The following is a 24,314-nucleotide window of genomic DNA, read 5'->3' on the forward strand; positions in this document are numbered from 1 at the left end:
TAAAATTATTTTCCAATATTAATATGTACGTAAGTTCTAATTTCCCATTCCTGTCCGTTATCAAAGCCAACGGGACTTATAGGCGGAACAGGTGGAAATGTATTAGGAGCGACAAAGTTTGGTCCAAATCTTGGCGAAAACTCATTCAATGATCTCCAAGTACCTCTTATCCCAATTCGAGTGCTAGGCAAAATAAACCAATCTGGTTTGCCTAAACTTGTTGACAAGTCAACCATTAATTGCAAAGGGAATGTAAGGTTAAAATCTCTGTGATAATCAAAAGGTCCCCAGTCATTCACTTTTACGTGTGCCTGAAGCATATTCTTTTTATAGATTGCTCTAATATCACCTCCAAAACGTTTAATTAGTCTATCACTGTCACCATTAGCCTGTCCGTTACCGTAGTAGAAATTTCCTATGACGCCGAAGTCTGAATTAAGTTTAGATACCATTCTTGAATTGATTTCCCACAAGTCTTCAGCTGGAGCTGATTGTGGAAAAGCAAAAAATTGTCTGTTGGCTAGAAAACCAATGTGAGCATCTGTTGTAGTTGGCAATCGACGATAAGTAAATCCTAAATTAGCTGCAAACTTAGCGTCTTCAGCTCTATCGTTATTCCATTCATACATCCATGTGCCTGGAGTAGGATCATAAGTAATCAACATCTCATAACCATAAGTTTCACGGTTGCCATTTCTAACTGCAAATGGGTCGTCTATAACATTTCTTAGTCTTCCCGGAGCTTGAACATCGTTTGGCATTGGAGCAACCAATGGTTTTTGGAACATAAAGTTAGGTGCTACTTGAAAATCACCCATTGTATAAGTAAATCCAGATAAAAGATTTACTTGATTTCCACTACCAGAGTCTCTTAGTCTCCAACCGGTGAAGGTTTGTGTCTGATCTGCTCCTCCATTGGCAACTAAGCCCATGTAAGACCCTTGACTATACCAATTAAAGCGACCTCCTTGGTACATTACTTTAAACTTTCCTCCCCAGTTATCAGTTGACTGAACCTTATCGTTGTAAACTATGTAATTTCCGGAAGTTCCTCTAACATCTTGAAATGTCAGACCATTTAATGGACTTCCTGCCCATATACCACCGACCATAACATTAAACTTGCCAAAGTCTTTTTCTACTGCAATAGTCGCTCTTTCTGTTGGAAAGGCTGGAATAATACCACTTCGTACTTGATTAGCATCTAGGACACGCTGGCCAGTGTCAGGGTCAATTATTATGTCTGTTTCAAAATCTCTGTGGTAAATCCCTGTTATATCATAACCTTTATAATTCTTGGAATATTTAAAAAGCATAGTCGGATTGGCACCCCACCAAAGTTGTGGTCCTATTGCAGCTTTTAAACCCTTAAAAGCACCTTTTCCATCAATTTCAGCTCCTAAAATTTCACCACCATAGATATCTAGATTAGGACCATAGTTCGCTTCAGGATATAAACCGAAAAAATCGCCTTCGTAACCCCAGTGATAATGACCTGTTCTATAAAACCCTCTTAAATCAAAATCTTTAGCATTCCATTCAAATTCTGCATTGTAAACTTGGACTCTGTTGTTGTCATTAAGAATTATTTCTTCTCCATTTGCTCCCTCTACTGTTATAGGTCTAGCTCTGTTTTCGTAAAAAATTTCATCTATTGGATTTTGTGCTACATTACCAACAATATTAAAATTTACATTTGCTCTCATATTAGATGAAGGATTACCTTCTACACCAATAAAATATGATTGCATATGATCGAAGCCTAACTGGTTAGGAAAGGTATTTGATGTTGGATCTGGTGTATCTGGAGTTGTAATTAAATTACCTCCAGTACTAAATGTAGAAAACCTAGCACTTAGCTGACTTATTCTCAACTTTCCTCCATCTTGTGAATCTAAAGCTGCTTTATCTCCTCTAGCCTTTAAGACTGCATCCATTAAGTTAATGTTTTTGAAATAATTGTCTATAAAAGCTAAATCAACCCCTTCTTCATAAGGATTAATTCTATGAGCTTCCTTAAGTGCATAATAAACAGCACGAGGGTACAGCTCATAAAGCCCACGCTCGTTAGTTGGTCCCTTTGCACAAATACCAAACCACTCTTCATTCATATTAAAATCTCCTTCCTTAGCCTGATCTCTAGAATAACCACCATTTGGCCAAACAGCATTGTTATTATGTACATCAAAATCTTTTGTTTGATTCCATTTCCACCAACCATCACTAGATTGAAAAGTAAATCCTCCAATAGAATTACCTACTTTACCCAGTCCTGCTGCATTCTCGTAAATTTCTTTCCAATTTCCTATATTGTAGTATGCTTGCGAATATTGATCCTCTTTATTATCCCTCGTATTGAATGCATCAGCACCAAACTCAGCAAATAAAATAGGCTTATCTAACTCATCCTTTACTCTTTGAAAAGCATCACTGAATGAAATACCTCTATACATGTTTGTCCCATAGATATCGATATCTTTGCAATATTCCTTAACTATATCTAAATACAACAAATCTCCGTTACAAATAGCTACAGGTACGGAATTATCTATACCTTTAATTTCAATAGCCGCATCATTAAATGCCTTATAAAGTCCTTCAGCTGCCAAACGAATTCCAGGGTCAACACCATCAATTGGTATTGCTTCGGTTTCTGCACCTGTCCATGATAAATGGTAATTATTTTCGTTACCAATCATATACAATAATAGACCAGGCGTATTTTTATATTTGTTAGCCATATCTGTAACCTCCTTCATTAATACCTTTCTAGTCTCAGGGTCTGTGTAATCAGTTTGTGGTACCCATGCACCATTAATCGTTAAACCATATGCGCCAAACTGAGTATTAAGCATTGTATAGATACCGTAATTCTCATATATATATGTTATCCATCTTGGCTCTAAACCATATGTTCTAATAGCATTAACTCCCATATTTTTAAACAATGCCATTTCTGAGTCAAGAGCCGATTTTATGATATCGTCTGATTGATTCCATATCCCTTTATCTAGAATTCCATTACCAATCGGAACATAATCCCAATTAATTCCGTTGACGATAAAGTCTTTACCATTGACGACTAGCTTTTTCCCAGACTCATCACTGGATATATATATTTTGCCCTGTTGAGCAAATGCAAAGCTTACAGTCAGGATTATAGTTAACCCGAAAATTATTTTCTTCATATTCTTAACTTTTATTGTATCAAGATTGGCGCATCAACGCATTGAATTAGGATGCTAAATTGACAATGTAAGTAGTTAACTATTGCCAATAAATGTAAAACTAGAGTTAATTATTGCGAATTTGACAAAAAAGACCTCAATAAAAAACATACATGATAAAAAATGTACGCTAAAATGTTAAAATTCTTAAACGACAGTTAATAAAACTATAAAACATAAGGCGTATGAGAATTAATAAATTTGATTTAATATGACAAAATACTATTGTTGTATAGGTAATGTTGTGTTAAAAATAGCAAATGTTTACGCTTTATATCTCCAAAATATGATTTGTTAAGCTAGCTTCATGAGGCAAATTCATCTTTTTACGCAAACGATATCGCTTTACCTCAACGCTTCGGTGAGAAATATTTAATAGTGGTGCAATTTCCTTAGATGATAAATTGAGTCTCAAATAAGCGCACAGTTTTAAATCATTTGGTGTTAAGGCTGGGTGTTGCTTCTTTATCTTCTTTAAAAAGTCTTTATCAGCATTATTAAAAGCCTCTTCAAAGAATTTCCAGTCTTCTGTATTATTGATATTTTTATCTATAATCTTAACAACTTTATTTAAATCTTTTAAATCATTTGCTTTACCTAACTCATTTTTTACAGTGCTCAAAAATTCATTCTTCCTAATTAAATTCATGGTGGATATACCCAACTCTCTATTCTTACTTTCGATATCTTGCTGTAGTGTTTTATTCTTAAACTCCATAATTTGTCGTTCATTCTCTAGCTCTTTGATTTCAAATTCTTTTTCTTTAGCTAATAATAATTTCTGCTTTTGTTTTTTGTAATGGATTCTATTAAAATATTGTATTAAAGCTGTTGTAAATAAAAATATAAGCACATAGCAAATTATAGCCCCAGTTTTTAAATACCATGGTTTTTCAATTGAGAAATTGTAAGAGGCAATGTTTGATGATATTTTACTCCCAACTTTAGCTCTAACTTGAAATGTATAATCGCCATAAGGTAAATTCTCAAAAAACACCTTTGGCTGTGGCGACCAATTGCTCCAGGAGTCATAGAGGCCTAATAAACGATATTGATAAATAGACGTTGATAATTTTTCAAAGTCCGTAACACTATAATTAAAATACAGATTATGTTCTTTATTATTTAGAGTTACTTGAGATTTAATATCTATAGGTTTAACATCTTTTTTTAGAGTTGAATAAGAAGCACCATTTATTGTTACATTATAATCCTTAGCATTAGATTTGTTAGTATCTATTATAAGATAACCATCTGTAGTACCCAACAAGTATGTTTTGTTTTCTAGATGTATAATATTCTCATAACCCAACTTACTTCCCCTTAAATCACTCGGCAAATCTATAACTTTGATTGTAGGCTCATCCGCTAATACCCCAGGTTCAACAAAAACAATTTCATTTTTAAAAAATCCTATAAGTCTTGCATTATCTTTATCAGAGATAAGTTTGCCAGATACGTAGTTGTCTTCTGAAAAATACGATTGTAAAAGTGTGCTTTTGCTGAATGAATCGCTACTTGAATTATAAGAGAAAACACCATCTTGAAATGCGTAAAGAATTTCTCCATTATAATCGACTAGACTAGAACCTATACCTTTGTCATCATTGATTTTATCATAGCTAATAACAGAGTAAAAATTTTCACTCAACTTTAATTTATAGACACCTTTGTATTCGTGACTGACTAATATTTCATCATTACTTACAAACTCAAAATATCGAGATGATATGTCAAAGCCTCTAATCTTATTTCTGAGCCTCCATTTCCCATTAATTGACTTCTCTATGATACTTAAGCCATTGTAGTTTCCCTCAATTAATAAGTCCGGATGATCTTGAATTGTCTTTATATTCCATACGCCATTGTCATCAGAAATCTTTATTGCCTTGTCTTTTACTACTTCAAAGCTTCCTTTATCATGACCACAAAACAAATTACCGCCAATAGTCTTTAAAAACCATACTTGACCTTTGGTATTGGAGATAAGTGTAAATTTTTCTTTACTATCTAAAGGTCTATAAAACAAGCCTTGATTGGTTCCTAAATACAAATATTCTGATGTCTTTGCTGAAGCATATACAGTACCTAAATAGCCTTGATTGTCTGTATACAATCTGTAAGGCGAATTAAGATTTAAGACATTTATTCCATTATCTAACCCCAGCCAAACATTCCCAGATTTATCTTGATAGGCCGATAAAACTGTATTATTAGATAAGCCTTGATTTCTGTTAATTTGAAAAAGTAAATTTCCTTTAGCGTCTAACTTTATAAGACCATTTGAGATGGTTCCAAGTATAAAATTACCGTTACGGAGCCTTATACTATTGTAAACACTTATTTCTGACAGTAAATTGTTTGAAGAAATTTCCCACTTACTGTAGTTTAAGCCATCAAACTTATAGAAGCCATTTTCGCGTGTTAAAAGAAGTAGATTACCTTCTTTTTGAAAAATATTTACAATTTCGTTATTATTGATTGTTACGTTATTTAAAACCAGCCTAGCTTTTCCATTTTCTATTTTTGATACACCAATACCGGTTTCGTGAAAATAAATCGTATTCTCTACTCTAAAAGCTTTAGTTATACGTGTTTCAGACTTTATAATACCAAATGTATTATTTGTTGAATCGTAGATATAAATCCGGTCTAAAGACTGAAACAATACATACTTATTATAAGGGATTATATTCCAAAACTCTTCATCTTCTACAAGGCCATCTTTAACTTCTTTGGCAATAGAAGTATAAACAAGCGTTCCAAAATTGTTTCTCTCCCAAAAACCAAAATCCATATAGCTTCCGGTATAAATACGATTTTTTATAACAGCAACAGACCTAACTATACTTTGGTTAGGTGTAGAATATAGATTCCACCGAGCACCATTATACTCTAATAAACCTCTATTGTTTGCAATATATATGTTCTCATCCTCTGCTTGACTTATTGACCAGTTTTGGTCATCTGCTGAATAATCTTGAGGAGAAAATCGCTCAATAGGCGGAATCTCTTGAGCCTTTAATTGAAATATAAATAGAACAAAAAACAGTTTAGCAATAACAAACCTTAACATCTTTTAATTGTTATTTATTTTTTTGTTAAGGTAATAAAAACTACACAAACCTTTAAAACAAAGATATTGTGACACAAACACAACATATATGTTTGGTTATTGAGCGCTTAAATATAAATGTATAGACAAAGAAAAAGCCTCATCATAAATAAGACAAGGCTTTTAGTACTGAAGGCGGGACTTGAACCCGCACGACCCAAGGGTCATTGGATTTTAAGTCCAACGTGTCTACCAATTCCACCACTTCAGCATCATGATTACATCGACGTAATCATATTGGTATATGTTTCAAAGTATAGAGCGAAAGACGGGATTTGAACCCGCGACCCTCACCTTGGCAAGGTGATGCTCTACCCCTGAGCTACTTTCGCAGTTTTTAAAGAACTTTTCGCCTTAAAAGCGGATGCAAATTTAAACTATTTCTTAAAAAAGCAAAGTATAATTTAAAAATAAATTGAAATTATTTTAAGCTTGCTTTTTCTTCAATAACATTCGTTTTATTTCGTTGAGCTTCATCAAAGCTTCTACTGGCGTCAACGTATCTATATCTGTATGTAATATTTCGTCTTTTATTTCTTCTAATAATGGGTCATCTAAATTAAAGAAACTCAGTTGCAAGTCATCTTTAAGGGTTTTCACCTTATCTGTGAGCTCTTCGCTACTATGAGACTTCTCAAGCTTTGATAAAATCTTATTTGCTCGACGAATCACTTGCTGCGGCATACCAGCCATTTTAGCCACGTGAATACCGAAGCTGTGCTCACTTCCACCTTCAACCAACTTACGTACAAAAAGTACATTGTCTTTTAACTCCTTTACCGCGACATTAAAGTTTTTGATGCGACCAAACGTTTCAGACATTTCATTTAACTCATGATAATGTGTTGCAAATAACGTTTTTGGTCTTGCATGATGCTCATGCAAATATTCGCTAATTGCCCAAGCAATAGAAATACCATCGTATGTACTTGTACCGCGACCAATTTCATCGAGAAGCACCAAGCTTCGGTCTGAAATGTTATTTAAAATAGATGCCGTTTCATTCATTTCTACCATAAAAGTCGATTCGCCCATAGATATATTATCACTGGCTCCAACACGCGTAAAAATTTTATCAACCAACCCAATTTTAGCTTCTTTGGCTGGGACAAAACTTCCGATTTGTGCTAACAACACAATCAATGCTGTTTGTCTTAAAATTGCAGATTTACCCGACATATTTGGACCAGTAATCATTATAATTTGCTGTGATTCTCTATCGAGATACACGTCATTAGCAATATATGCCTCGCCCAATGGTAATTGCTTTTCTATAACCGGATGACGACCGTCTTTAATTTCTAAAGAAAAGCTATCATCGATTTGCGGATAGTTATAATTATTAGCTTTTGCCAGACTTGCAAAACCACATAAACAATCCAACTGACCAATGAGCTGCGCATTTTGTTGCACTTGCAAAATATACTGATGCATCCATTGTACCAAGTCAGCAAATAACTTTTGCTCAATAGCAAGGATGCGTTCTTCCGCGCCCAAAATTTTAGCTTCGTATTCTTTTAATTCTTCAGTAATGTAACGCTCCGCATTTACCAGAGTTTGTTTACGAATCCACTCTTCTGGTACTTTGTCTTTATGCGAGTTTCGCACCTCGATATAATAACCAAATACGTTATTTGAAGCTATTTTGAGCGAAGTGATTCCTGTGCGTTCACTTTCACGCTGAAGCATATTATCAAGATAGTCTTTCCCAGATTTTGATAAACCTCGCAGCTCATCTAATTCTGCTGAAAAACCTTCAGCAATTGTGTTTCCTTTTAAAACATTAACTGGTGCTTCTTCGTTTAAAGTTTGTTTAATTTTTTCGCGAAGCAAATCGCAATTATTCAAATTTCCACCGAGAATTCTTAAGGCTTCATTCTTGCAATTTTCAGCTAAAGATTTAATGGGAACGATAGCTTCAAGCGAATTTTTAAGCTGAATTACCTCGCGCGGACTCACTTTAGTCGTTGCTATTTTTGAAATTAAACGCTCAATATCGCCAATGTGCTTTATCTGATTTTGAATCTTTTGAAGTTCAGCCTCATTATCCAACAAATATTGCACAACCTCATGACGCTGCTTAATTTTATCAGCCTGCTTTAGTGGCAAAGCTAACCAACGTTTTAACGTGCGTCCGCCCATTGCAGAAATCGTCTTATCAATAACATTAATAAGTGTTACAGCATTGTAATTGGTAGAATGGTACAGCTCCAAATTTCGGATGGTAAACTTGTCCATCCATACATAATCGTCCGTGGCGATTCTCGAAATCGTGGCAATATGCTCTAATTTATTATGTCGTGTTTCGCTTAAATAATGCAAAACAACTCCAGAAGCAATGATACCTTCGTATAAATCTTCAATTCCGAAACCTTTCAATGTTTTTGTGTTGAAATGTTTGGTCAATGTTTCATTAGCATAATCGGCTTGAAATACCCAATCTTCCAAATAAAAGGTATGAAAATCAGTCCCAAAAGTTTCCGAAAATTCTTTTCTGCATTTTTTTGAAATCAGCACTTCACTCGGACTGAAATTCTGAAGTAACTTATCTATATATTCGGCATTACCTTGAGAGGTTAAAAACTCACCTGTAGATACATCTAAAAACGAAACACCGATATATTTTGTATCAAAATGTACAGCACACAAAAAATTGTTAGATTTTGAATGCAGAATATCATCGTTAAGCGCAACACCTGGCGTTACCAATTCTGTAACACCACGTTTTACAATCTTTTTGGTTTGTTTTGGGTCTTCGAGCTGGTCGCAAATTGCCACACGTTCGCCAGCTTTCACCAACTTTGGCAAATAAGTATTTAATGAATGATGCGGAAAGCCGGCCAACTCCGTTTCGCTCTCGCTACCAGCGCCACGTTTGGTTAAAATAATATCTAATATTTTAGATGCTTTTACGGCATCACTACCAAAGGTTTCGTAGAAATCACCAACACGAAACAGCAATAAAGCATCAGGATACTTTGCCTTTATGGCATTGTACTGCTTCATTAACGGTGTTTCTTTTTTTGCCTTTTTAGCCAATGGATTGTTTATTTTTGTTCCGATATCTTATCGAACAAGTAAGATTGCTAATGTAGCTAAATAGCTTAGTTTTATAAAGCTTGAAACCGATAAGTTATCTACAAAAATACCAAGATTTCAACATGAGAAAACTAAAAAATAGCGAATTAGACCGATTGGATGTTTCAGAATTTAAGCAAGCTGAAAAGTCGCCAATTATTCTTGTTCTAGATAACATTCGAAGTCTAAACAACATCGGTTCGGTGTTTAGAACGAGCGATGCGTTTTTGATTGAAAAAATTTACCTCTGCGGAATTACAGCACAACCGCCACATAATGACATCCGTAAAACAGCTCTTGGAAGTACCGAAACCGTAGATTGGGAATATGCAGAAAACACCATGGACGTTATTGAAAAGCTAAAAGAAGAAAACGTAAAAATCTGTTCTATTGAGCAAGCCGAAAACGCGACAATGCTTAACGATTTCTCACCACAACCAGAAACCGAATACGCATTAGTTTTTGGAAACGAAGTTAAAGGTGTGTCGCAAAATGTAGTGGATGCGAGTGATACGGTTATTGAAATTCCGCAATTTGGAACAAAGCATTCTTTGAATATTTCGGTGAGTTGTGGTGTTGTGATTTGGGATGTGTTTTCGAAATTAAAAAAACAGCCCATCTAAATCTTCCCAAAGGGAAGACTTTGCTCCGCTATTCTCATTAATATACTGAATATTAAATTATAAACTTTGAATCGTCCGAAGAAACCTTGGCCAACAAAAGCCGTAATGCAGCAAATCTACGAGAAGCAGCTTTGGGGAACTGATGGTTCAAATTTTTATTCAGGTGAAGGTTCTCATGAGAAACAAATTACTCAACCTTACATAGAAGCTGTTACAAACTTTTTAAAATCGCACAGCGATAAATTGACTGTTTGCGATTTAGGTTGTGGTGATTTTAATATTGGATGTCATTTGGTTAATTACTCCAAACACTATTTTGCCATTGACATTGTTGACGAATTAATTGAGCGAAACAAACAACTTTTTAAAGCTGAAAACTTAGAATTTCATTGCCTCGATATTTCAAAAGATAGTTTACCAAAAGCTGACTGTGTCATTTTAAGACAAGTACTTCAGCATTTATCAAATTCTGAAATTCAGGATATTTTGAAGAAGCTTTCAGACTATAAATACACTATCTTAACAGAGCATATTCCTGTTGGTAATTTTGAACCAAACAAAGATAAAATTGCTAGTCAAGGCATCAGACTAAAACAAAATAGTGGTGTAGATATTTTGGCTGAGCCTTTTAATTTCAAGGTTAAATCTAGCCAGGTTTTGAATGAATTTGTTTTGAGTGAAAAGAATGGTCGGATTGTGACGACGCTTTTTATTCTTTGATGAGATTCTGAAATACACTTCGGTCGAGCTCAGTGGAACAGTTCAGAATGACAATATTACTTAATCGGAATCCAAATCTCTTCGGCATTCACTTCATTCATCGGACTGTAACTCGGTGGTAAACGCTCAAAATGTGGGCGATTATCTAATTTAAATTCAGAATTTGGCAACCAAGTGGAATGGATGTATTGCCAAATCTTTATAAAATCAGGAATTGACCCTTTAAAATCAATTATCAAATATTTACCAGTATTAATAGTTAAAGTTTGCATGCCTTGAGGCACATCATCTAAATTCAATACTTCAACACCAATCCATTTTTCAAACGTTTCGGTTGGATTGAATTTAGAAAAATCGAAGTGTTTATAATTCTGAAGCGATAACGTGTAATTGTCTTTTCTATTAGAAATTTCTCCTAATCTTGGCATAAATTGTTTTGCCAACCGCGGCGTTACCTGACTGATGTTTTGAAAATTAGCTTCAGCACTTAGACCAACAACATAAATATTATTCGTTTCTACTTGCCTGTACTTCATTATTTATTTGATTTAAAATCCATAGATAGTCTTCACGATTTTTTACAAAATCACGCTCGGAAATATCAATGATTTTTACGTTTAAATCGGTTTGAGATTTTAAAAACTCTAGATAACCCGCATTGATTTTTTCAAGATAATCAGCTTTGATGTCGCTCTCGTATTTACGTCCGCGTTTTTTTATGTTTTTTTGAAGTCTTTCAGTATTCTGGTAGAGATAGACGTACAAATCTGGCCGAGCGATATCTTTATAGACTTGATAAAACAACTTTCTGTATAATCGAAACTCATCTTCTGGCAACGTTACTTTAGAGAAAATAAGTGATTTGTTCACATCATAATCGCTCACCATAAAATCTTTAAATAAATCGAGCTGCGATAAATCGTCACTAATTTGCTGATACCTATCCGCCAAAAAAGACATTTCTAAAGTGAAAGCATAACGCTCTGGCTCTTTGTAGAATTTTGGTAAAAACGGGTTATCAGCGAAACGTTCTAAGATAAGTTTTGCATTAAAGTCCTGGGAGATTTTATTGGCTAAACTTGTTTTTCCGGCACCGATATTGCCTTCAATAGCTATGTAATTATAGTTACCAAACGCATAGTTTTTCTTAGGGTTTTTAAGCCAAATATTTATAGGTTCTATAGAAGAATCATCTCTACATTCTTCCAAAAGAGATTCGATAGTTTTATTTAAAATCGGATGTTCAAAATCCTTCAAAACATCTAATAAAGGCTGAAGGACAAATTTTCTATTCTGAATTTCGGGATGCGGAATAATTAAGCTCTTCTCCTTTATAATTTCAGAATCGTAAAACAGAATATCTAAATCTATCTCACGAGATTCGTAGCCAGAAGTTGTTTTTTTAGTACGTCCTAAATCGTTTTCTATAGCTTGAAGTGTTTTAAGAAGCGACTTTGGTTTTAGCTCTGTTTCTACTTTGACACAGGCGTTATAAAACGGCTCGCCATCAAATCCTAGCGCAGGTGTTTGGTAAACTTTAGACAGTTTTTTCACAGCACCAACTCTCTTAAATATAGCATCTACAGCAGATTGCAAGTATTGCAATTTGTTGCCTTTGTTGCTCCCGAGCGCTATATAAACTAATTTTAATGGTTTCATTGAATGCCCAAAATAACTAAAAGATATATTAATAGATTATCTTTACTTCAACTATTTATTAACGAATTTTAATGCAGTTAAAAGACAAGCTTCTTGCACAACGCATCTACCTTTTTTTAGGTGCCTTATTTATTACCTCATTGGTAGTTTCAAATCTAATTTTTCAGAAGTTTTTTTACTGGTATCCTGTAGATATTGAAATTTTTGGGTCGAAATTATTTGAGATTTCTGTGGGAATTTTACCGTATCCCATTACCTTTTTAATTACAGATTTAATTAGTGAGATTTACGGAAAAAAGCGAGCTAATGATGTTGTAGTTGCAGGAATTTTTGCTTCACTTTTTTCTGTAGGTATTATTTTAGTGGCCGACTATGTACCCGCTTTAGAAAAATCACCGCTCAACGACAATACCTTTAATAACGTTTTTAGCAAAACAATTGTAGCTGTTGGCTCAAGTATGTTTGCTTACCTCTTTGCACAGTTTATAGATATTAAAATTTACCACTTCTGGAAAAATCTTACCAAAGGCAAACACTTGTGGTTGCGTAATAATTTTAGCACTTGGCTCTCGCAGTTTGTAGATACCTTATCAATAATCACCTTGCTTTGTTATTTTAAGGTTTTACCATGGTCGAGCTTTCAAGGTTTACTTATTAGCGGGTTTTTATTTAAAGTACTTGTTGCCTTTTTAGATACACCATTTTTATATTTAGGAGTGTATCTCTTCCGCAAACGTTTTAAACTTAGCGTTAATGAGGAAATAAATCTTGCATAAGCGCAAAAACAAATCCTAAATTCTTCCTAATCTTGTGGTGCAAATAGCGTATTGGTGCTAATTTTTCGTACTATATTATAGCTACTGCTATCAAATCAAAAAATAAAATGAAAAAAATATTCAAAATACTTGGCATTTTAGTTGCCATATTTCTCGTAATACTTATTAGTGTTCCGTTTTTTTTAGAATCGAAGATTGATACAATCGTCCAAAACTATGCGGATAAAAATCTAAAGGCAGAACTTAGTTTTGATGATATTAGCCTAAGCTTAATTAGTAGCTTCCCTAAGGCAGAAATTAGTATTGATAACTTAAAGATTGTTACTCAAGCTCCTTTTGAAAACGAAACGCTGGCAGCTGCTAAGTCCCTTTCTTTTGAAATGCCTATAAAAGAGTTGCTTAAAGGCTCTGAAGAACCTTTGACTGTTAACGAAATTATCGCCGACGAATTATTATTAACACTTAAAACTAACGCCTCAGGCAATGTTAACTATGATATTGTAAAAGAGACTAACGAAACTTCGGAAAGCTCAAATAGTGAAACTTCTTCAGATGCGTTTAGCTTCGATATAGAACATTACGAGATTAATAACAGTGCCTTTACCTATATCGACGAAACTACTAATACAAAATTTTTCGCAACAGAGATTAATCATACAGGTAATGGAATTTTTTCTGGTAATACTTCAGAATTAGACACTAAAACCGATGTAAAAATCAGTTTATCTTCCGAAGATTCGGAGTACCTCACAAATAATCTAATAAAATTAGATGCGTTAATCGATTTAGACTTAGAGGAAAACAAATACACATTTAAGGATAATAAAGGGTTTATTAATGCACTTCCTTTAGAGTTTCAAGGTTATGTTCAATTGGTAGAAAAAGGACAAGAGATAGACATCAGCTTTAAAAATCCCGAGTCGTCCTTTAAAGACTTTTTAGCTGTTATTCCTAAAACTTACACCAAAGATATAGCCAATGTTGAAACCACTGGTGAATTTGCAGTAAACGGTATAATTAAAGGCTTAGTTTCTGAAGAAACTATCCCAACATTAGATATTAAAATCAATTCTAAAAACGCTTCTTTTAAGTATCCGCAGTTACCAAAACGTGTAGAAAACATCGTTATTGACGCTTCAGTAAAAAACACAACAGGAAACGTTGATGACACTTATTTAGACATAAATAAACTCAATTTTAAGATTGATGAAGATGTTTTTAAATCCGAAGCACATATTAAAAACCTAACCAAAAACATTTTGGTCAATGCTGACCTAGATGGCGTACTTAATTTGGCAAACATCACAAAGGCTTATCCTGTTGAGCTAGAGAATCAATTAAGTGGCATACTTAAAGGCAAGCTAAATACGTCTTTTGATATGGATGCGATAGAGACCAATGCCTATCAACGTATAAAAAATAACGGCACAGTCTCTGTAACTGATTTTATTTTCTCGTCTGAAGATATAGTAAATCCCATACAAATAAATACCGCTGACATGAGCTTTAAGCCTGGTATGGTGACCTTAAATAAATTTGAAGCTTTAACAGGGAAAAGCGACTTGTATGCTAAAGGAGTTATTAATAATCTTCTTGGCTTTTTACTAAGTGATAAAAAATTGCAAGGTGATTTTAAAGTAACATCGAACAACTTTGTGATTTCAGATTTTATGGTTGAAGATGAAACAGCTTCAGAAACTTCAAATAAAACCACTTCCAATTCTGAGTCCTTGAAAATTCCTGACTTTTTAGACTGTGTTATTTACGCCAATGCCCAAAATGTGGTTTACGATAATCTCAATCTAAAAAATGTTAGCGGAAGACTCAAAATTAAGGACCAAAACGCCAATTTAAGCAACATGACTACAGATTTATTTGATGGCAAACTAGGCATCTCTGGTAACGTATCGACAAAAGACACCAAGCCTAAGTTTGATATGGAATTGGCTATGCAGCAGTTTGACGTTTCCAAATCTTTTAAAGAATTAGAGTTGTTAAAAGCTTTAGCGCCTATTGCCAAAGTTGTACAAGGTAAACTCAACTCTACTATAAAATTAAATGGGCTTTTGGATGAAAACTTTTCGCCAGACTTAAGTACAATTTCTGGTGATGCTTTGGCTGAATTATTAACGACAAAGCTATCTACTTCGCAAAGTAAAATTCTTGAAGGATTAGATTCTAAATTCAATTTTATTGATTTTAATAAACTTGATTTAAAGGACTTAAAAACCAAATTGAGTTTTGAAAATGGTCAGGTTTCGGTAAAACCTTTCACTATAACCTATAAAGATATTCCTATTGAAATTTCGGGCACACACAGCTTTTCTAACACTATGAATTACAATGCGGTTTTACAAGTTCCTGCGAAGTATTTGGGTTCTGACGTAAATAGTTTGATTGCAAAAATTAATGATAATGATGTGAATAAAATCACCATTCCTGTTACTGCAAATATTGGAGGCACATTTACAAATCCAGATATTAAAACCGATTTATCAAGCGGCGTTGCCAACCTTACAAAACAACTTATTGAAATTCAGAAACAAAAGCTAATAGACAAAGGCTCGGATAAAGTGAATGACTTACTAGGTGGAATTTTAGGCGGAACTACTAAACCAAAAGACTCAACAAAAGTAGATTCTTCTAACACAAAAGCTAATGACCCTGTAAAAGAAGGTGTAAAAAATATCTTAGGCGGAATTCTAAAAAAGAAGAAAAAACCACAAGATTCGACTAAAAATTGATGATTTTCACTCATTTTTAATCAAAAATCGTTAAAAAAGCCTAATTTTTTGGAATTGTCGATTATTGTAGTATGTTATTAGATGTAATAATTCTAAAAACATCGTATGAGGCAATTAAAGATTACTAAACAAGTAACCAACAGAGAAGAAAAATCATTAGACAAATATTTACAAGACATTAGTAAAATACCTCTAATAACCGCGGAAGAAGAAGTTGAACTTGCACAACAAATTAAAAAAGGTAGTCAGATTGCCCTAGATAAGTTAACAAAATCTAATCTCAGATTTGTTGTATCAGTAGCTAAGCAATATCAAAATCAGGGATTGAAACTTCCAGATTTAATTAATGAAGGTAATGCGGGTCTTGTAAAAGCGGCTAAACGCTTTGATGAAACTAGAGGATTTAAGTTTATCTCTTACGCCGTTTGGTGGATAAGGCAATCTATACTTCAAGCGTTAGCAGAACAGTCAAGAATTGTTAGACTACCCTTAAACAAAATAGGTACTATTAATAAGATTAGAAAAGCTCATGCCTATCTAGAGCAAGTAAATCAGCGACCACCGAATGCCGAAGAGATTGCTCGAGAACTAGATATGAGTATTAGAGAAGTAAAATCCTCTATGAAGAATTCTGGAAGACACCTGTCAATGGATGCGCCACTAAAAGCTGATGAAGATTTTAGCCTTTACGATGTTGTATCTCAAAAAGATTCTCCTAAACCCGATAAAAGTTTAATGGCCGAATCTCTAAATACGGAGATAGAACGGGCACTAAATACACTTCCTCAAAAAGAAAGTCAAGTTATAAAAATGTGCTATGGTATTGGAGAGAAACATCCTATGACATTAGAAGAAATTGGGCAAGCCTTTGATTTAACCAGAGAACGCATAAGACAAATTAGAGAAAAAGGAATTCGTCGTCTAAGGCAGACAAGTAGAAATAAAGTTTTGAGAACTTATTTAGGGTAGAACGCTCATTTTGAGGAAAAAAAAGCACATTTTTAAAGCTAGTTTAAAAAGTTGTGTTATCTTTGCACACTCTTTAGTAAAATAGACAATATAAAACACGATATGATTAAAATAGAAATCAAAGAAGGCGAAAACATTGAAAGAGCTCTTAAAAGATATAAGCGTAAGCACAGAAATGTACAGATTATGCAAAACTTAAGAGAGTCTCGTTATTTTACAAAGCCTTCTGTAAAACGTAGAAGAGAAATCCAAAAAGCTGAGTATATTCAAGGCTTAAGAGATGCTGAAAACATATAAGTTTTTAAATATAAATTAAAAAAAGCGACTAGATTAGTCGCTTTTTTTGTGTCTAAAGTTGTCTAATACAACTTACTCACAACCTTAATTTTTCTTCTTCATTTTGTGCTTTTACCTCTACAGGTTGTATAGGTCTATCTTCATAAAAATGCTCAAAGGTCTTGTCAGTTTTGTAATCATCTGTTAGTACTTTGTATACCATAACTACGACTAAGATTTGCCCTAACACCGTTAAATAAAACACCCAATTAAACGGAAAATCCATAGCACACATAATCGTTATTGTAACTAATAAAAGTGTAGTTACAAAGACATAAACCATTGGAGAAATTTTCTTCATCATAACTTTTTGTCTAATTTAATTTAAAAAAAGTTAAACAAAAATTCTTTAACGCATTTATAACATCCTTGTAAGGTTTATAAACATTACTCTACAAATGCCCTATGATACTTATATATGTTTTAATAGGAATAGTCACGTCAGTGGTTGGTGCATTACCGCTGGGCGCTTCAAATATTGTTGTGATTAATACCACAATTAAGCAAAACCTACAACAAGCTATGAAAATAGCAATTACTGCTGGTGTTGCAGAAGTCGTACTATCTTTTTATGCTTTAAACTACAATATGCTCGTTAAAGATTTCTTTTCAAGTAATCAATGGTTACAAGTCTTAATAGCACTATTATTGTTGGGCATTGGAAGTTTGCTGTTTTTTAAAAAACAACAAACAAAATCAAAGACTATAAACAAACAATCTCTTTTTAAATCAAAATATGCTACTGGATTTTTATTAGGGTTACTAAATCCTCCTGTACTTGTCTATTGGCTTTTGGTGTATGGGATTATTAACAGCAATGTTGTTATGTTATCTACAACCTCTTCTGCTACAGTTCTTATTTTATTTTTCCTAGGTGTTTATATAGGTAAAGTTTTTACACTTTATATCTATGGTCGGTTCAGTATTTTTATGCAACAACGTTTTAAGAATGTTAACCTTTTAATCAATAAAGTTACAGGCTCATTATTGTTTACCGTAGGTATCTTTCAGTTTGTAAAAATCTATTTTATCTAAATTCCTATTTCTACAACCAAACCTTCGTTAGCACGAATATTGAATACTGTATTGTCTTCAAAAATAAGATACTGCCCCTTTACGCCAACCAACTTACCGGAATAACTTCCCTCTTTTTTTAGGTTCAAGCTCTTTGGCTTTTCGGGATATTGATGTACAGGAAACTTAAGATGTGTTTCTTCATTATGCGCAATAAAATAATCTTTTGCTTCAGATGGAATATAAGCCTTAAGTCGCTCTCGCCATTCTTTTAGATTTTCGTCTTCAACATCATTCTTTAGCATTTTCCGCCAGTTGGTTTTGTCTGCAACATAATCTTTTAATGCAACTTCTGTAATTCCTGCCAGGTAACGGTTAGGGACTTCAACAATCTCAATAGCTTCATGGGCGCCTTGGTCAATCCAACGTGTTGGTACTTGTACTTTACGTGTTACACCTACTTTTACATTACTAGAGTTGGCTAAATACACAATATGGGGTTGCAGTTGTACTTTTTTTTCGTACTTCAAATCACGGTCCTCTTTTCCTAAATGCGCTGTACTTAATTCAGGTCGCATAATCCAATCACCAGCATTTGGTGTATCAAAAAAGCAGCTTTTACAAAATCCTTGACGGTAAATTTCTTTGTTCAGATGGCAGTTAAGACATTCCTCACCAACAAACTTCATCTGTATATTTTTATCAAGTAGCTGGTTCACATGGATAAAGTCGTTTTTAAAAACTAAATAATACTGAATTGGGTCTTTAAACTCAGTTTGCATTTTAGTGAGTACTCCTGTATATATCATTCTGAAATTTTATTACTTTTAGGACACCAATAAACAACTAACTATTTTTGCCTAATGCCGATTATCGGCTAAAGATAACTATTCCATGCCAATTCCTATAGTCAATTCTATTGCTTCGTGGTTTCTAAAAAAGCGATTTCATCAAATTGAATTATTCCTTAAATACCCTCACGAAGTACAAAATGAATTACTTTTTAGCTTATTAAAATTTGCTAAGGATACAGAAGTTGGAAAACAATACGATTTTGGGTCTATAAAGTCTTATGAAGAATTTAATGAAAGACTACCTATTGTTAATTATGAAGCTGTACAACCACAGATAGAACGCGCTCGACAGGGCGAGCATAATATCTTTTGGCCAAGCCCTATAAAATGGTTTGCCAAATCTAGTGGCACGACTAATGCAAAGAGCAAATTTATTCCTGTAAGTACAGAATCTCTAGAGGAATGCCACTACGCGGCAGGAAAGGATTTACTTTGCATGTACCTAAACAATAATGAAGGTTCGCAATTGTTTACAGGCAAAAGTCTAAGATTAGGAGGCAGTAAAGAACTCTACAAAGAAAACGGAACGGTTTTTGGCGACTTATCTGCCATACTCATTGATAACATGCCTTTTTGGGCCGAGTTTAGTAGCACTCCAAGTAGCAAAGTGTCTTTAATGAGTGAGTGGGAAACTAAAATGCAAGCCATTGTTGAGGAAACTATTGACGAAAATGTGACCAGTCTTGCGGGTGTACCGTCTTGGATGTTGGTTTTACTGAATAACATCTTAGACAACACTGGAAAAGAGAGTCTTTTTGATATTTGGCCAAATCTTGAAGTCTATTTTCACGGCGGTGTGAGCTTTAACCCATACATTGAACAATACCGTTCTATATTGCCTAAAAAATCATTTAAGTATTACGAAATCTACAATGCATCGGAAGGCTTTTTTGCTATTCAAGACCAAAATTATTCTGGAGACTTATTACTCATGCTAGACTATGGAATTTTCTATGAATTTATTCCAATGGATGCTTATGGCACTTCAGAACAAAAGGCAATTCCGCTAAGTAAAGTAGAATTAAACAAAAATTATGCTGTAGTTATAACAACCAACGCTGGGTTATGGCGTTATAAAATTGGAGATACCGTGAGGTTTGTTAGCCTCAATCCTTATAGGATAAAAGTATCTGGACGAACAAAACACCACATTAATGCTTTTGGTGAAGAATTGATTATTGAAAATGCTGAAGATGCACTAAAAAAAGTTTGCAAGCGCACTGGTGCTGAAATTGTAGACTATACCGCTGCTCCAATTTTTATGAAAGGAAAAGAAAAAGGTGCTCATGAATGGTTGATAGAATTTAAAACACCTCCTAATAATTTCAACTACTTTTCTGAATTATTTGATAACGCACTTAAAGCTTTAAACTCTGATTATGAAGCAAAGCGTTATAACAATATGACTTTAAATAAACCTACCATTCATCAAGCTCGACCTAACTTATTTTATGATTGGCTTAAGCAGAATGATAAATTAGGTGGGCAGCACAAAGTACCGAGACTTTCTAATACAAGAGATTATTTAGATGAATTATTAAGCCTTAATGATTAGGGCGATTTATCGTTAAATTCTATCTATCAGATTTTTATAACGAATAAAAATACAACTTAGCGAAAAAGATTTGAGCAGTGATTCTATAAAGCTATTTTCATTGCCTATATCGACCGCTTATATTGATATTAATTAATCCAAAAAATAAAAAACCCAGACGTTTAGCCTGGGTTTTCTTTTTATAAGATTCAATCTTAAGAAACAGCTTTTAGCTTCTTTAATGTTGATTTTGTTAGTTTTTCTTCAGCATAAGCTTTTGTAACATTAAGCTTGGTTTCATCAGAACCGGGTAGATGAAACATAGCATCTGTTAGAATTTCTTCGCAAAGCGAACGTAATCCTCTGGCTCCAAGCTTATACTCAATAGCTTTATCTACGATAAACTCTAAAGCACCATCCGTAATGCTTAAGTTTACATCATCCATTTCAAATAGCTTTTTGTATTGTTTAACGATGGCATTTTTCGGCTCAGTTAAAATAGCACGTAACGTCTTAGCGTCTAATGGATCCATATGTGTCAACACCGGTAAACGTCCAATAATCTCAGGGATTAATCCAAAATCTTTTAAATCTTTTGGAATAATGTATTGAAGAATATTATCGTTATCTACATTATCATCAGAGTTAATAGAGCTATAACCAATAGCTTGCATATTCAAACGCTTTGTAATCACACGCTCAATACCATCAAAAGCACCTCCTGCTATAAATAAGATATGTTCAGTATTTACTTCTATAAATTTTTGGTCTGGATGCTTACGCCCTCCTTTTGGTGGCACGTTAACAACTGTTCCTTCTAATAACTTTAATAAGGCTTGCTGAACACCTTCTCCAGAAACGTCTCTCGTTATAGAAGGGTTATCACTTTTACGTGCGATTTTATCTATCTCATCAATAAAAACAATACCGCGTTCGGCTTTCTCTAAATTGTAATCTGCGGCTTGAAGAAGACGCGTTAAAATACTTTCTACATCCTCTCCTACATAACCTGCCTCTGTTAAAACCGTTGCATCCACGATAGCTAAAGGTACATTAAGCATTCTGGCAACTGTTTTTGCCATCAACGTTTTTCCAGTACCAGTTTGCCCAACCATGATGATGTTACTTTTCTGTATTTCGATATCATCATCGCTTGGCGGTTGTAACAAACGCTTATAGTGGTTGTAAACCGCAACAGACATTACACGCTTGGTATGCTCCTGACCTATTATGTATTCATCTAAAAAAGCCTTAATCTCTTTTGGCTTTTTCAGCATTAATTCCGCACTAAGCTCAGCATTATCACCTTGTTTAGATTCTTCAATTACAATACCATTTGCTTGGGTGATGCAACGATCACATATGTGCGCGTCTAATCCCGCAATAAGCAAATTGGTTTCTGGCTTTTTCCTACCACAAAACGAACATTCTAATTCTTCCTTTGCCATATAACTCTTGTCTAAATTTTAATCAGGGTGTTTTAGTCGTGTTAATACAGATTTACTTTCCGCCTAAAACTTCATCAATCATTCCGTAAGCTAATGCTTCATCAGATTTCATCCAGTAATCACGATCAGAGTCTTTTTCTACCTGCTCATAAGGCTTACCAGAGTGATTTGAAATGATATTATATAATTCCTCTTTTACTTTTATAGTTTCACGAACTGCAATTTCCATATCAGAAACTTGTCCTTGAGTACCACTCATTGGTTGGTGTATCATCACTCTTGAGTGCTTTAATGCAGAACGTTTTCCTTTTTCACCTGCACATAATAATACTGCTGCCATAGATGCTGCTATACCTGTACAAATTGTAGCTACATCTGGTTTTACAAATTGCATAGTATCATAAATACCTAAACCAGCGTACACTGAACCTCCTGGAGAATTGATATAAATTTGGATATCTTTTGAAGCATCAACACTTTGTAAAAATAGTAATTGGGCTTGAATAATATTAGCCACTTGGTCGTTTACCCCAGTACCTAAAAAGATAATACGATCCATCATAAGACGCGAGAATACATCGAAGATGGCTATATTCATCTGGCGCTCCTCAATAATATTTGGCGTTAGATTAGTAGGATACATGCTCTGAATAATCTTACTATAGTAATTACTATTTATTCCTTGATCTTTGGTTGCAAATTTTTCAAATTCTTTTCCGAAATCCATATTTTAAATTCAATTTATTGTTAAAACTAATAAGGCGCAAAATCGTTTGATTTTACGCCTTAAAGATACAATTTATATTACTAAATGATTAACTGTAAAATTCTTTTACAAAATCATCATAAGTTATCTCTTTTACTTTAAGATTCGCTTCAGCTTTGTAAAGTTCTAAAAGCTTTTGACTCATTAATTGCTCTGATAAACGCTTAACCTCATCTTGGTTAGATAAGATACGTGCTGCGATGTCTTCAAGCTCTTTTTCTGTTGGATTCATTTGGCCAAACTGTGCCATCTGTCCTTTAATCATTTGAATAGCGTAGGCTTTTAAATCTTCAAACTGAACTTGAAGGTTATTCTCAGTAATCAATTTCCCTTCAATTAACTGGTAGCGCATGCTTTTTTCAGACTTCTCGTATTCTTCTTTGGCTTGCTCTTCTGTCATCGGATTTTCACCTGCTGTTTGCATCCACTTTTGAAGAAATTCTGCCGGTAAATCAAACTTTGTACTGTCTACTAAATATTCAGTAACATCGTTTAATAATTTTTGGTCACCTTGCTGAGCAAATTGCTTTTCTGAGTCTTCTTTAATTTTTGCTTTAAGCTCAGTTACAGTCTTAACAACGTCTTTACCAAATAACTTATCGAATAATTCTTGGTCTAAGTCTGCTAACTCACGCTCATTGATTTCAGAAACTTCAAAAGTAACCTCTACATTCAAATCATGAGCGTCATCATGAGATATTTTTAAGTATGTCATTAAATCGTGAGCATCTTCGAATAAATTTTTAGTCTTAACTGTAATAACGTCACCAACTTTAGCACCTACAAACTTCTTAAGGTTTGCTTTACCTTTAATTTTGCTAAGTTCAAATGTGGCTACATTCTCTATACCTGTCTCTTCGTTAGTAAACTTACCTGTTACCTCTGAATTTTCTGTTACTTCGTTTTGAGAGACAATTTTACCATATTGCTTACGAATATGCTCAACTTGATTGTCAATCATTTTATCATCAGCAACTATATTGTAATGTGTAATGGCTTTTTTACCTTTTAGCTTTACATCAAATTCTGGTGCTAAACCTAGCTCGAACTCAAAAGAAAATGCGTCTGCATCCCAATCTAAATCATCTTGAGCTTTTGGTAATGGATTACCTAAAACATCAAGCTTTTCTTCAACCAAATACTTACCAAGAGCATCTTGTAATAATTTGTTAACCTCATCTACTAAAACAGCTTTACCATATTGCTTTTTTACCATTCCCATTGGCACGTGACCTTTTCTAAAGCCAGGAATGTTTGCAGATTTACGGTAATCTGATAAGATTTTTTCTACTTTATCGCTGTAATCTTCTTTAGCGATATCTACTTTAACAACTGCGTTTAACGCATCTATGTTTTCTCTTGTAATGTTCATTATAATACAAACTAAAATTGGGCTGCAAAAGTACATATTTTTTTGCAACCCAACAACATGATTCTTCATAGATTTTATT

Annotated in this window: 18 protein-coding genes and 2 tRNA genes; 8 read left to right on the plus strand and 12 right to left on the minus strand. The window is 33.9% G+C overall.

Annotated elements, in window-relative coordinates:
- Nucleotides 1–5: 5 nt before the first annotated feature.
- From BUB95_RS03275 to mutS, 5 genes are all read right to left on the minus strand, one after another.
- On the minus strand, nt 6–3,188 hold the full coding sequence (locus BUB95_RS03275; protein WP_073082988.1) for a glycoside hydrolase family 2 TIM barrel-domain containing protein: 3,183 nt from the start codon (nt 3,186–3,188) through the stop codon (nt 6–8).
- A 310-nt stretch (nt 3,189–3,498) separates the two neighbouring features.
- Nucleotides 3,499–6,303 (minus strand): helix-turn-helix and ligand-binding sensor domain-containing protein, encoded by a 2,805-nt coding sequence (locus tag BUB95_RS03280; protein WP_073082992.1) that lies wholly within the window; start codon nt 6,301–6,303, stop codon nt 3,499–3,501.
- A gap of 166 nt (nt 6,304–6,469) precedes the next feature.
- Nucleotides 6,470–6,553, minus strand: a tRNA-Leu gene (locus BUB95_RS03285).
- A gap of 49 nt (nt 6,554–6,602) precedes the next feature.
- A tRNA-Gly gene (locus BUB95_RS03290) sits at nt 6,603–6,674 on the minus strand.
- 94 nt (nt 6,675–6,768) lie between these two features.
- Nucleotides 6,769–9,381 (minus strand): DNA mismatch repair protein MutS, encoded by a 2,613-nt coding sequence (mutS, locus tag BUB95_RS03295; protein ID WP_073082995.1) that lies wholly within the window; start codon nt 9,379–9,381, stop codon nt 6,769–6,771.
- A gap of 122 nt (nt 9,382–9,503) precedes the next feature.
- On the opposite strand from mutS, the gene BUB95_RS03300 reads away from it, so the two are divergent.
- Together BUB95_RS03300 and BUB95_RS03305 are read left to right on the plus strand one after the other, a co-directional pair.
- The gene (locus BUB95_RS03300) at nt 9,504–10,043 is read left to right on the plus strand and encodes an RNA methyltransferase (protein ID WP_073082998.1); all 540 of its coding nucleotides are present in this window, start codon (nt 9,504–9,506) and stop codon (nt 10,041–10,043) included.
- A 105-nt stretch (nt 10,044–10,148) separates the two neighbouring features.
- Nucleotides 10,149–10,763, plus strand: coding sequence for a class I SAM-dependent methyltransferase (locus BUB95_RS03305; RefSeq protein WP_073083001.1), 615 nt, complete (start codon nt 10,149–10,151; stop codon nt 10,761–10,763).
- 56 nt (nt 10,764–10,819) lie between these two features.
- On the opposite strand, the gene BUB95_RS03310 is transcribed toward BUB95_RS03305, so the two are convergent.
- The gene (locus BUB95_RS03310) at nt 10,820–11,299 is read right to left on the minus strand and encodes a GyrI-like domain-containing protein (RefSeq protein ID WP_073083004.1); all 480 of its coding nucleotides are present in this window, start codon (nt 11,297–11,299) and stop codon (nt 10,820–10,822) included.
- On the minus strand, nt 11,271–12,422 hold the full coding sequence (folK, locus tag BUB95_RS03315) for a 2-amino-4-hydroxy-6-hydroxymethyldihydropteridine diphosphokinase (protein ID WP_073083006.1): 1,152 nt from the start codon (nt 12,420–12,422) through the stop codon (nt 11,271–11,273). Before folK ends, BUB95_RS03310 begins: the two co-directional genes overlap by 29 nt.
- Nucleotides 12,423–12,493: 71 nt before the next feature.
- On the opposite strand from folK, the gene BUB95_RS03320 reads away from it, so the two are divergent.
- From BUB95_RS03320 to rpsU, 4 genes are all read left to right on the plus strand, one after another.
- Complete coding sequence (locus tag BUB95_RS03320) at nt 12,494–13,198, plus strand: queuosine precursor transporter (RefSeq protein WP_073083009.1); 705 nt, start codon at nt 12,494–12,496, stop codon at nt 13,196–13,198.
- A gap of 107 nt (nt 13,199–13,305) precedes the next feature.
- Entirely contained in the window at nt 13,306–15,942 is a 2,637-nt protein-coding gene (locus tag BUB95_RS03325) for an AsmA-like C-terminal region-containing protein (RefSeq protein WP_073083012.1), read from the plus strand.
- 105 nt (nt 15,943–16,047) lie between these two features.
- Complete coding sequence (locus tag BUB95_RS03330; protein ID WP_073083015.1) at nt 16,048–16,911, plus strand: sigma-70 family RNA polymerase sigma factor; 864 nt, start codon at nt 16,048–16,050, stop codon at nt 16,909–16,911.
- Nucleotides 16,912–17,013: 102 nt separating this feature from the next.
- Entirely contained in the window at nt 17,014–17,208 is a 195-nt protein-coding gene (rpsU, locus tag BUB95_RS03335; RefSeq protein WP_073083018.1) for a 30S ribosomal protein S21, read from the plus strand.
- A gap of 76 nt (nt 17,209–17,284) precedes the next feature.
- Here the strand turns inward: rpsU and BUB95_RS03340 are convergent, their stop codons facing one another.
- Complete coding sequence (locus BUB95_RS03340; RefSeq protein WP_317048454.1) at nt 17,285–17,551, minus strand: hypothetical protein; 267 nt, start codon at nt 17,549–17,551, stop codon at nt 17,285–17,287.
- Between the two features lie 101 nt (nt 17,552–17,652).
- Between BUB95_RS03340 and BUB95_RS03345 the strand changes: the two genes are divergently transcribed.
- Nucleotides 17,653–18,282 carry a LysE family transporter gene (locus tag BUB95_RS03345; RefSeq protein WP_073083021.1) on the plus strand — a complete coding sequence of 210 codons (630 nt, stop codon included), beginning with the start codon at nt 17,653–17,655 and terminating at the stop codon, nt 18,280–18,282.
- On the opposite strand, the gene BUB95_RS03350 is transcribed toward BUB95_RS03345, so the two are convergent.
- The gene (locus tag BUB95_RS03350) at nt 18,279–19,070 is read right to left on the minus strand and encodes a DUF2797 domain-containing protein (protein WP_073083025.1); all 792 of its coding nucleotides are present in this window, start codon (nt 19,068–19,070) and stop codon (nt 18,279–18,281) included. The genes BUB95_RS03345 and BUB95_RS03350 overlap by 4 nt on opposite strands.
- Before the next feature lie 85 nt (nt 19,071–19,155).
- Here BUB95_RS03350 and BUB95_RS03355 point away from each other — a divergent pair, with 85 nt between their 5' ends.
- Nucleotides 19,156–20,670: a GH3 auxin-responsive promoter family protein gene (locus BUB95_RS03355; protein WP_073083028.1), complete on the plus strand. Its 1,515-nt coding sequence runs from the start codon at nt 19,156–19,158 to the stop codon at nt 20,668–20,670.
- Nucleotides 20,671–20,864: 194 nt separating this feature from the next.
- On the opposite strand, the gene clpX is transcribed toward BUB95_RS03355, so the two are convergent.
- The 3 genes from clpX to tig form a co-directional block, all read right to left on the minus strand.
- Nucleotides 20,865–22,097 (minus strand): ATP-dependent Clp protease ATP-binding subunit ClpX, encoded by a 1,233-nt coding sequence (gene clpX / locus BUB95_RS03360; protein WP_073083041.1) that lies wholly within the window; start codon nt 22,095–22,097, stop codon nt 20,865–20,867.
- Between the two features lie 52 nt (nt 22,098–22,149).
- Entirely contained in the window at nt 22,150–22,824 is a 675-nt protein-coding gene (locus BUB95_RS03365; RefSeq protein ID WP_073083045.1) for an ATP-dependent Clp protease proteolytic subunit, read from the minus strand.
- Nucleotides 22,825–22,912: 88 nt separating this feature from the next.
- Nucleotides 22,913–24,235 (minus strand): trigger factor, encoded by a 1,323-nt coding sequence (gene tig, locus BUB95_RS03370; RefSeq protein ID WP_073083048.1) that lies wholly within the window; start codon nt 24,233–24,235, stop codon nt 22,913–22,915.
- Nucleotides 24,236–24,314: the final 79 nt, after the last annotated feature.

It is taken from the genome of Winogradskyella jejuensis (assembly GCF_900129745.1).
In the GTDB taxonomy this organism is placed as follows: Bacteria; Bacteroidota; Bacteroidia; order Flavobacteriales; family Flavobacteriaceae; genus Winogradskyella; species Winogradskyella jejuensis.

What these genes read in the sequence shown, in the direction of transcription:
- BUB95_RS03325 (WP_073083012.1), top strand. Translation starts at nt 13,306, where the DNA reads ATGAAAAAAATATTCAAAATACTTGGCATTTTAGTTGCCATATTTCTC.
- BUB95_RS03275 (WP_073082988.1), bottom strand. Translation starts at nt 3,188, where the DNA reads ATGAAGAAAATAATTTTCGGGTTAACTATAATCCTGACTGTAAGCTTT.
- BUB95_RS03365 (WP_073083045.1), bottom strand. Translation starts at nt 22,824, where the DNA reads ATGGATTTCGGAAAAGAATTTGAAAAATTTGCAACCAAAGATCAAGGA.
- BUB95_RS03305 (WP_073083001.1), top strand. Translation starts at nt 10,149, where the DNA reads ATGCAGCAAATCTACGAGAAGCAGCTTTGGGGAACTGATGGTTCAAAT.
- BUB95_RS03345 (WP_073083021.1), top strand. Translation starts at nt 17,653, where the DNA reads ATGATACTTATATATGTTTTAATAGGAATAGTCACGTCAGTGGTTGGT.
- BUB95_RS03350 (WP_073083025.1), bottom strand. Translation starts at nt 19,070, where the DNA reads ATGATATATACAGGAGTACTCACTAAAATGCAAACTGAGTTTAAAGAC.
- BUB95_RS03320 (WP_073083009.1), top strand. Translation starts at nt 12,494, where the DNA reads ATGCAGTTAAAAGACAAGCTTCTTGCACAACGCATCTACCTTTTTTTA.
- BUB95_RS03310 (WP_073083004.1), bottom strand. Translation starts at nt 11,299, where the DNA reads ATGAAGTACAGGCAAGTAGAAACGAATAATATTTATGTTGTTGGTCTA.
- BUB95_RS03355 (WP_073083028.1), top strand. Translation starts at nt 19,156, where the DNA reads ATGCCAATTCCTATAGTCAATTCTATTGCTTCGTGGTTTCTAAAAAAG.
- BUB95_RS03280 (WP_073082992.1), bottom strand. Translation starts at nt 6,303, where the DNA reads ATGTTAAGGTTTGTTATTGCTAAACTGTTTTTTGTTCTATTTATATTT.
- BUB95_RS03330 (WP_073083015.1), top strand. Translation starts at nt 16,048, where the DNA reads ATGAGGCAATTAAAGATTACTAAACAAGTAACCAACAGAGAAGAAAAA.
- tig (WP_073083048.1), bottom strand. Translation starts at nt 24,235, where the DNA reads ATGAACATTACAAGAGAAAACATAGATGCGTTAAACGCAGTTGTTAAA.
- rpsU (WP_073083018.1), top strand. Translation starts at nt 17,014, where the DNA reads ATGATTAAAATAGAAATCAAAGAAGGCGAAAACATTGAAAGAGCTCTT.
- folK (WP_073083006.1), bottom strand. Translation starts at nt 12,422, where the DNA reads ATGAAACCATTAAAATTAGTTTATATAGCGCTCGGGAGCAACAAAGGC.
- BUB95_RS03340 (WP_317048454.1), bottom strand. Translation starts at nt 17,551, where the DNA reads ATGATGAAGAAAATTTCTCCAATGGTTTATGTCTTTGTAACTACACTT.
- clpX (WP_073083041.1), bottom strand. Translation starts at nt 22,097, where the DNA reads ATGGCAAAGGAAGAATTAGAATGTTCGTTTTGTGGTAGGAAAAAGCCA.
- BUB95_RS03300 (WP_073082998.1), top strand. Translation starts at nt 9,504, where the DNA reads ATGAGAAAACTAAAAAATAGCGAATTAGACCGATTGGATGTTTCAGAA.